Annotated in this window: 5 protein-coding genes and 1 pseudogene; 3 read left to right on the top strand and 3 right to left on the bottom strand. The window is 76.2% G+C overall.

Translation table 11 applies throughout. The features are described from left to right. The first annotated feature begins 102 nt into the window (after positions 1-102). Positions 103-2,268 carry a glycosyltransferase gene (locus tag IF73_RS0128995; RefSeq protein ID WP_051717409.1) on the top strand — a complete coding sequence of 722 codons (2,166 nt, stop codon included), beginning with the start codon at positions 103-105 and terminating at the stop codon, positions 2,266-2,268. A gap of 67 nt (positions 2,269-2,335) precedes the next feature. Here IF73_RS0128995 and IF73_RS38085 read toward each other — a convergent pair whose 3' ends face one another. Together IF73_RS38085 and IF73_RS0129005 are read right to left on the bottom strand one after the other, a co-directional pair. Beyond that, on the bottom strand, positions 2,336-2,542 hold the full coding sequence (locus IF73_RS38085; RefSeq protein WP_037880814.1) for a hypothetical protein: 207 nt from the start codon (positions 2,540-2,542) through the stop codon (positions 2,336-2,338). A gap of 131 nt (positions 2,543-2,673) precedes the next feature. Next, positions 2,674-4,185 carry a cryptochrome/photolyase family protein gene (locus IF73_RS0129005; RefSeq protein ID WP_031013289.1) on the bottom strand — a complete coding sequence of 504 codons (1,512 nt, stop codon included), beginning with the start codon at positions 4,183-4,185 and terminating at the stop codon, positions 2,674-2,676. Between the two features lie 272 nt (positions 4,186-4,457). Here IF73_RS0129005 and IF73_RS0129010 point away from each other — a divergent pair, with 272 nt between their 5' ends. Together IF73_RS0129010 and IF73_RS0129015 are read left to right on the top strand one after the other, a co-directional pair. Continuing rightward, positions 4,458-5,042, top strand: a complete 585-nt coding sequence (locus tag IF73_RS0129010; protein WP_031013290.1) for a DUF4383 domain-containing protein — start codon at positions 4,458-4,460, stop codon at positions 5,040-5,042. A 71-nt stretch (positions 5,043-5,113) separates the two neighbouring features. After that, positions 5,114-5,746: an SDR family NAD(P)-dependent oxidoreductase gene (locus tag IF73_RS0129015; protein ID WP_234338372.1), complete on the top strand. Its 633-nt coding sequence runs from the start codon at positions 5,114-5,116 to the stop codon at positions 5,744-5,746. Between the two features lie 25 nt (positions 5,747-5,771). Here the strand turns inward: IF73_RS0129015 and IF73_RS0129020 are convergent. Continuing rightward, a pseudogene (locus IF73_RS0129020) lies at positions 5,772-6,000 on the bottom strand (ferrochelatase); the annotation flags it as partial.

Genomic DNA, 6,000 nt, shown 5'->3' on the forward strand with positions numbered 1-6,000 from the left:
GCCGTCGCCCGGTGCCTGCGCTTCCCGCCGTCGAAGGCGCGTGCATCCACGCCCCCGGCCCCCGGCGAACAACTCCCCGCCGACCGTCGTCGAGGAGTTCCGATGAAACGCCCCGCTCCCGCCGTGCCCGTCGACCCCGCCCTCCGGGGCCGCCCTCCCGGGAGGCCCGATCCGTTCGCTGCGGCCAGGGCCGCCTACTGGAAGCACGCACCCCCTCCCTCCCCCGGGCGCCGTGCGGCCGCGCCGAACCTCTTCGCCGAACTCGTCCGGGCCGAGTACGGCCCCGATGGCGCACCGGCGGGCCGACCCGCCGCCGCGACCGCCGGGGATCTCGTCCTGGCCGGGCTGCGCCGCCGCGTACGGGCGGGCCGGACACCGCCTCCCGAGACGTGCGTGCGCCTCCTCGACGACGGCGACCACACCCGCGCGGCCGTCTTCGACGCGTGGCCGGAGGTCGTCCGGCGCCACGGGGCGGAGCGTGCCGCAGCCGCCGTGCGGCGCGGCCTCCTCGGCACCCGCTCCCCGCACCTCGTCGCGACCCTGCTCGACCTCGCCGCGGCGGAGTCCCTCGCCCCCCTCGCGCGGCCCGAACTGGTCCGGCTGACCCACGCGCCCGAACGGACGGTACGCCACGCGGCCTGGCGCCTTCTCGCCGCGTACGACGGCTCTCTCCTGCCGCCCCACGCCGGCGTCACGCCCGGAGCCCGTCCCGCGGACGCCTACGAGCGTCTGCTCCGGGAGGCCCTGCGGGCCCCTGCTCCGCCCGCCGTCCCGCAGAGCGCGGAGCTCCGCCCCGGGACGCTCGTCGCCCAGTCCATGCTCCTGGGGCACCTGGACCGGCCCGGTGAGGGGCTCAGTGGCGGCCTCGGCGTCCTGCTGGGAGCCCTCGGCGACGCGCTCGCACGGACCGACGGCGTCGCGGGCGTCCTCACCCTCGTCACGGCCTGCGTTCCCGAACTGGAGGCCGACCCCGTCCTCCTGCGCCGCCGGGGACCGCGGCACTGGGTGCTCAGGCTCCCCGTCGACAGCCCACGGCAGGTCCGGCCCGAGGAGCTGGGGCGGCACCGCGAGGCGCTGGCCTGGTGGGCGACCCGACTCCTCGGCTCACTCGGCAGGCCCGTCGACGTGCTCCACGTCCGCTACGCCGACGACGGCTCGCTCGCCCTCGCGGAAGCGGCCCGCCGGTCGGGCGCGGCCCTCGTCTTCACCGCCGCGCCCGACCCGCACCGCCAGATGACGGAGCGGCATGCCGCGCCCGGCACCGACGCGAACGCCCTCCGGCACGACCTGCACCGGGTGTTCGTCGCGGACCGGCTGGTCGACCGGGCCGACCGCGTCGTGGGCATCGCGGGCGCCGGGGGTGGAGCGGACGAGCTGCTCCACCACTTCCCTCAACTGGCCGGCCGGGCGGGAGGGGTTCCCGACGCGCCACCGGAGGGCATCCCGCCGTACCGGCCTCCGGCGGACGCCGGCCGGCGGATCGACTCCCTGCTCGCGGCCGTCGGCACCCGCCTCGGCGCCGCGGCCGGACCGGGCAGGCCGCGCCCGCCCGCGGTGCTGCTCACCGTCGGGCGCCTGCACCCCGTCAAACAACAGGACGTCCTCGTCCGCGCCTGGGCCGAGTCGGGGGCCTTCCGGGAGTCGGTCCTCGTCTGCGTGGGCGGCAGCCCGTCGGACGCCGATCCCGCCGAGCGCGCGATGCGCGCACGCGTCGAACGGGCCGTCGCCGCCTTCCCCGAGGCGGCGGAACGCCTGCTCCTCCTGCCGGCTCTCGCCAACGCCGAGGTACGCACCCTGGAGCGTCGGCTGGCCGATCCCGCGAACGGTCTCCGCGCCCGGTACGTGTGCCCGAGCGCCAAGGAGGAGTTCGGGCTGGCCGTGCTCGAGGCCATGGAGGCCGGACTCCTCGTCGCCGCTCCCGTACGCGGCGGCGTCCCGCACTACCTGGTCGACGGCCGCAACGGCCTGCTGATCGACACCTCCTGTGCCCGGACGATCGGCGAGGGGCTGCTCAGGCTCCTGCGGGTCGACGACGGCGCGGCGGCCGCGATGGCGCGCAGCGCGCGGGACCTCGTCCGCTCCACCTACTCCTCGAACGCCATGGCGCGGGCCCTGGCCCGCCACTACACGGCCGTGGCGCCCGGTACCCCTACGGGCCGGAAGGCCGCAGCGCCGCCGCGTGAAGGGCCCCTCCGCCGACCGGTCGCGCCGGAGGGCAGGACCCGCACCGGAGGGAAGGACACGAGCCTGAGAGCCCTTCGGCCGTGAGGGGCCCCGGCGCGGGAGCATGCCGTCCCGGCCCGGGGTGGTCCCGTGGACGGCGGCGCGAGGCCGGTCAGGCGGGAGGCTCCGGCTCCAGGTGACGGGAGGTTTCGGCGGGCCCCGCCGAACGCCACGCGTCGGCGCCGCAGTTCGGCGGGAACGCCGGGAAGAGGTGCCCGGCGACGTCGATGCGCCACGTGTGCGCGGCGGCGCAGTCGCAGACGTACTCGCCGGCCTCGGGCGTGTACGTGCCGGGAAGGTACCGGGCGGGTGTGGTCATGGACTTCTCCTCGGTCGGTCGACGTGACTCCGCGACGACCTTCGTTCGCCCGCCCGGCGGCGGATGCGGGGGCGAGGCCGTTCACCCGGACGGCCCCGCCGTCCTGGCGAGGGGGTGGGCGGCCCTTCGCGTCACGGCGGCGCGTCCCCCCGGAGGCGCTCCCGCTCCCGCTCCTGCTCCAGCAGTTCGGGCAGGTCCCGCAGCCGGTCCAGACCCCGCACCGACCGGATCATGCGGGCGTTGCGGCCGAAGCGGTCCCGGTGCCGGTGGAGGAAGGCCCAGTACCCGGCGGTGAACGGGCAGGCGTCCTCGCCGACCCGCCGGTCCGGACGGTAGCGGCACGGGCCGCACAGATCGCTCATGCGGTCGATGTAGGAACCGCCGGAGGTGTACGGCTTCGTCGTCATCCTGCCGCCGTCGGCGTACTGGGACATGCCGACCACGTTGGGCAGCATCACCCAGTCGTACCCGTCGACGAAGCAGCGGTGGAACCAGTCCGTCACGGCCGCGGGATCCCAGCCGCGCTGGAGGGCGTGACCGCCGAGGACCATGAGGCGTGGGATGTGATGGGTCCACCCCGTGTCCCGGACCTGGCGCAGCGCCGTCGCCAGGCACCGGGCCGAGACGGCGTCCGCGTCGAGCTCGTCCCACCAGCGGGGCAGGGCGCCGGTGTGGCCGAGCACGTTCGAGCTCCTGTACTCCTCGCCGAAGTACCAGTAGAGGTGCCAGACGTACTCGCGCCAGCCGGCGATCTGGCGGACGAACCCCTCGACCGAGTTGAGCGGCGCCCCGCCCGCCCGCCAGACGGCCTCCGCGCCTTCCACGCACTCGACCGGATCCAGCAGCCCGAGGTTCAGGGACGAGGACAGCAGGCTGTGGCTCATGGTGCCGTCCCCGGCGAGCATGGCGTCCTCGTGCGCGCCGAACCCCGCGAGCCGGTGGCTCAGGAAGCGCCGCAGCGCGGCCAGGGCCTCCCGGCGGTCGGCCGGGAACGCCCGCGGACCGTCGCGGCCGACGAAGGAGACGTCCCCGTCCCGCTCCCAGCGGTCCAGGTCGCGCCTCACCTCGTCGTCGACGGAGTCCTCCCGCGGGCGGTACGGCGCGGGCGCACCGAGCGTCGGGACCCCCCGCGGTGGCGGCCGGCGGTTCTCGTGGTCGAGGTTCCAGGCCCCGCCCGCCGGCTCCCCGCCGTCCATGAGGAGGTCGTGGTCGCGGCGGACGTGCCGGTAGAAGGCCTCCATGCGGAGCGTGCGCTGTCCGCCCGCCCAGTCGGCGAACGACTCGGGGTCCACCAGGAACCCGCGCGGCGGCAGCACGGCGACGTTGTCGAGCGAACGCACGAGACGCAGGGCCGCCCGTGAGGTCGGGTGATGGACCGTCACCCGCCCGCCGCCGACGGCGCGCCGGAGCCCTTCCCGGTAGGTGTCCGCCCGCACGTACGTCACCCGGTCGCCGAGCTCGGCGGCGCGGTGCCGCATCGCCGAGAGGATCAGGTGGGCCTTGGCCCGGTGGAAACGGCGGCGCCGGAAGACGGCCCGGGATTCGATCATGACGACGGGCGCGTCACGGGCGGGGCCGCCGTCCCCCGCCCTGAGGAAGGCGGGCCCGAGCTGATCGCCGAAGAGCCAGTGCGTGTCCGTCATGCCGCATCCGTTCCCGTGCGCGGTGCTCCGCGGCACCGTCCGTACACGTCCGTACCTGTTCGCCTCGCGGACGCCCGTCGGATGCGGAGGCCGGCGGCGCGGACGGCGCGGTCCGCCCGGCGGGGGAGAAGGACATCCGCAGCGCATCCAGAACGGGACGAGTCGCGAAAAACGTGCTGAAGCACCATGAAAGGTGCCCCAGGAGACGTCGGTCCGCCCGCGATCCGCCGCCAGGGCGGGAACCGGGGGACACCGGAAGCAAGGGGAACGCTGTGCGACTCAAGGACGAACTGCCCGTGGACCACCATCTGGCCACGGTGTACCGCTGGGGCGCGGCCCTCTGCGGATGCATCCTGCTCGTGTTCGGCTGCCTCGGCTTCGCCGACGCGCTCAGCCCGTTCGACACCTCCGGTGACCGCATCGCGGGGATGACGACCAACACCGCCCTGAGCGCGATCTCCGTCGTGGTGGGGCTCGTCCTGCTGGTGGGCGCCGCCGTGGGAGGGAACGCCGCCTCGACACTGAACCTGACCGTCGGGGGCCTGTTCCTGGTCAGCGGGTTCTACCACCTGTTCGTGCTGGACCGGCCGGCCAACTTCCTCGACTTCGGCATGACCAACGTGATGTTCAGTTTCGTCATGGGGCTGCTGATCCTCACGTTCGGGATGTACGGACGGGTCTCCAGCAAGCTTCCCCACGACAACCCGTACTGGCGCCGGCGCCACCCGCGCGAGGCCGCCGCGGAGTCGCTCGCACGGCGCCGGGCCTCCGGCGTCCTGGCGCGGGACGGGCAGGCCGCGCCGCCGTCGCTCCCCGGCACGTCCTCGCCGGCGGTTCCGGAAGGTCCGCCGCGGTGAGCGGCGGTGGGGGGGAGGGGCCCCGACTCCCCGACGACGGCGGGGGGATCGCCGGAGCGCGGGTGCTCGTCGTGGGGGCGACGGGGGAGATCGGGGGCCTCGCGGCGCGGTCACTGCGCCGGCGGGGAGCGGCGGTGGCCCTGGTCGGCCGGGACGCGGGGCGACTCGCCGAGCGGTCGGGCGCGTGCCCGCGTCGCGTCTTCGACGCCTACGACCTCGACGGCTGCGAGGGGCTGGCGGCGTGGACGGTCCGTTCCCTCGGAGGGCTGGACCATGTCGTCGTGGCCGTCGGCGTGGCCGGCTTCGGGCGCGCCGAACACGTCGGGGAGGCCGCCGCCGAGCACCTGATGACCGTGAACGCCCTCGCGCCCATGGCCGTCGTCCGCGGCGCCCTTCCCCTGCTCGAAGCCGGCGGGGCGGTCGCGGTCGTGACCGGCGCGGTGGTCGACGCGCCGCCGCGGGGCATGGCCGACTACGCGGCCGCCAAGGCGGCGCTCGCCACCTGGCTGGCGGTGGTGGGCCGGGAGCAGCGGGCCCGCGGCGTCCGTGTCCTCGACGTACGGATGCCCCATCTGGAGGGCGGATTCGCCGCCCGGGCCGTGACCGGGAGCCCGCCGGTGCTGCCTCCCGGCGCCGACCCGGTGGCGTCCGTCGAGCACCTCCTGGTCGCTCCCCTCGCCGGCGCTGCGGGCCGGGAGCCGTGAACGCTCCCGGCGGAGGCGTGGAGCGTCAGCCGGCGGTCGCCCAGGGGCTGTCGGCGCCGGCGGCGGCGGGGTGCTCGGCGCGGGCCGGGCAGCAGCCGATCGGGCACAGGTCGTGGGAGGGGCCGAGGGCGCCCAGGGCGCACCGCTGGGCGCGTGTGCCGCGCTCGGCGGCGGCCCGCTCCAGGACGAGCTCGCGGACGGCGGCGGCGAACCGCGGGTCGGCGCCGACGGTGGCGGAGCGGCGGACCGGGAGG

The organism is Streptomyces sp. NRRL F-5727 (assembly GCF_000719555.1).
Lineage (GTDB): Bacteria > Actinomycetota > Actinomycetes > Streptomycetales > Streptomycetaceae > Streptomyces.

Coding starts and splice junctions, on each gene's coding strand:
- IF73_RS0128995 (WP_051717409.1), top strand. CDS start 103: ATGAAACGCCCCGCTCCCGCCGTGCCCGTCGACCCCGCCCTCCGGGGC.
- IF73_RS38085 (WP_037880814.1), bottom strand. CDS start 2,542: ATGACCACACCCGCCCGGTACCTTCCCGGCACGTACACGCCCGAGGCC.
- IF73_RS0129005 (WP_031013289.1), bottom strand. CDS start 4,185: ATGACGGACACGCACTGGCTCTTCGGCGATCAGCTCGGGCCCGCCTTC.